This is a genomic window from Roseateles sp. P5_B10 (genome assembly GCF_056400485.1).
Window position 1 is genome coordinate 1 of the sequence record NZ_JBFULE010000882.1, and the last position, 2077, is coordinate 2077.

Genomic DNA, 2077 nt, shown 5'->3' on the forward strand with positions numbered 1-2077 from the left:
AGCGTGCAGAGGAGGGACGACGTGTGATCCACCAGGCCAAGAGCGGGAAGAGCAGATAGAAATGCTCCTCCACGCACAGCGACCAGGCATGCGAGAAGGCGGGGTTGCGGCCGTAGTCGATCAGCAGGTTGAGCGTGAAGCTGGCGAACTGCCACCAGGCTTCCAGGTTCGGCTCCTCGCGCAGCACCGGAAAGGCCACGTAGATGGCCAGCACGACGGCAAAGGCCGGCAGGATGCGCCAGGCCCGGCGCCAGTAGAAGTCGCTCAAGCGCAGCGCTTCGCCCCGCTGCAGCTTGCGCAGCAGTTGCGAGCCGATCAGGAAGCCGCTGAGCACGAAGAATATGTCCACGCCCGCCCAACCGAAGCGGGTCAGCCAGGTCCAGTCCGGCCCCAGGCCACCGATGAGGAAGGTGTGGAAGCACATCACCCAGACGATGGCGATGCTGCGCAGGAGGTCGAGGCCGGGAAGGCGGTGCATGGAGGGCGGGGGGGAGCGAAAGGGCGGCAGCGTAACGCCGCTGTCGGCGGCAGTCGTTCGTCAGGTGAGGCCGTCAGCGGTTCAGCGTGACTTCGCCGCAGTCCTGGTCCAGACCGCGGTGTTGAGCGCGCGGCCGTGGCGGCGTGCCGCGGAGCATCATGTCGTGCCAATGCCAGTGGGCCTGCAATCGCAGGGTGCCGTTGGGAGGCACCGTGAAGGCTTCGTTCAAGACGAGTTCAACGCTCAGGCTCTCGCCTGCGGCCAGGTGCAGATAGTCCTGGGCCGACGGATCGCCGCGTTTGCGCATCGCGCCCTGGAAAGTCAGTTTCCCCTGTGGCGTGCTGGCCTGCACAAAGGGCCCGAACCAGGCGCCCTCGAAGGGGCTGCCCCAGCGCAGCAGGTGCAGAGCGCGCTTGCCGTTGTTGCTCAGCTTGAACTGCAGCAACACCTGGCCGTCGGGCTTGGGTGTGGCCTGGAACTGGCAGCTCAGCTCGGCATGCTGCAGGGGCGTTACGGCAAGGGCCATGGGCGAAAGGCAGGCTGTGAACAAGGCTGCGGTTGCGAGATATAGGCGGTGAAGACGCATGGTTGCGAGCCTAGCCCAGGGCCGCACGATCGGCAGCCCCCAACAAAAAGCGCCGCCCGAAGGCGGCGCGTCAAACGCGAGGGAACTCAGTTCTGGAAGGGGCTGTTCTCAGCGAAGTATTCGTGGTTGTCCGAGTTGTCCAGCGCCTTGGTGGGGCTGGACTTGGCCAGGCTCTTGGCCGCGCTCTGGCCATAGGCCCAGTCGTCGGTGCCGGCAATGACGTTGAAATGCATCATCTCGTGCACCAGRGTGCCGCCCTTGCTGTCGGTGCCCGTCATCGGCGCGCTCCAGAAGGCGCCGCAGACGTAGATCTTGTACGGCTGCGTCGGGTAGACATAGGCGTAGGTGCCGCTGTCCTTGCAGCTGCAGTCCAGCGTCAGGGCGGCGGTCTGGAAGGCGTTGCGGGCCTTGGTGAAGTGATCCTTGGCTGTGTTCCAGCGTGACGAGGTGTAGGCGCCGAACCAGCTCGTGTAGCGCGGCGTGCCCGACGGCGTGCCGTTGAGGTAGGTGGTCGAGCTGGACGCGTAGTTGGTGGCTGCCGTGACGGCTGAGGCCAGCGAGGACTTCTGGCTGCTGGTGCAGGAGCCGGTGTAGGAGATGCTGGCGGYTGCCGCGGTGGCGTTGGCGCGCATCGTGGTGGCCGCCTCGTCGTCGGCGCTGGCAGCGTCCAGCTTCTCGTTGCGGCCCTGCGCCCACAGGTAGGTGGTCGTCGCGCTGTGCATGGACTGGGCGCCCGAGCCGTGGGTGCCGCGGTCGCTGTGGAACTCGATGGCGTAGCGGCCGTTCTTGCTGAAGTCGTAGTGGCCGGTCAGTTCGACCTTGTAGTTCAGCGTGGCGCCAGCGGCGATCTCCACATAGTCCTTGGCCTGGGGCGCCGCGCGCTTGATGACGGCGCCGGTGTAGCGAACCGGGCGGTCGTCGCGCGTCACGGTGAACAGCGAGCCGCTCATGGTGTCGCTGGGTAGCTGCCAGCGCAGCACCTGCACGGCGGTGCGGCACTGGTTGGTCACGGC

The 2077-nt window shown here is 66.5% G+C and carries 3 protein-coding genes; all 3 read right to left on the reverse strand.

Features of this window, described 5'->3' with window-relative positions; genetic code table 11:
• Nucleotides 1-478 (reverse strand): acyltransferase family protein (locus tag AC1DU6_RS28820; protein WP_477861338.1); only part of this gene is annotated, 478 nt, incomplete at its 3' end.
• Between the two features lie 73 nt (nucleotides 479-551).
• Entirely contained in the window at nucleotides 552-1004 is a 453-nt protein-coding gene (locus tag AC1DU6_RS28825) for a hypothetical protein (protein ID WP_056196073.1), read from the reverse strand.
• A gap of 146 nt (nucleotides 1005-1150) precedes the next feature.
• Nucleotides 1151-2077 (reverse strand): M35 family metalloendopeptidase (locus tag AC1DU6_RS28830; RefSeq protein WP_477861340.1); only part of this gene is annotated, 927 nt, incomplete at its 5' end.

Coding starts and splice junctions, on each gene's coding strand:
- AC1DU6_RS28825 (WP_056196073.1), bottom strand. CDS start 1,004: ATGGCCCTTGCCGTAACGCCCCTGCAGCATGCCGAGCTGAGCTGCCAG.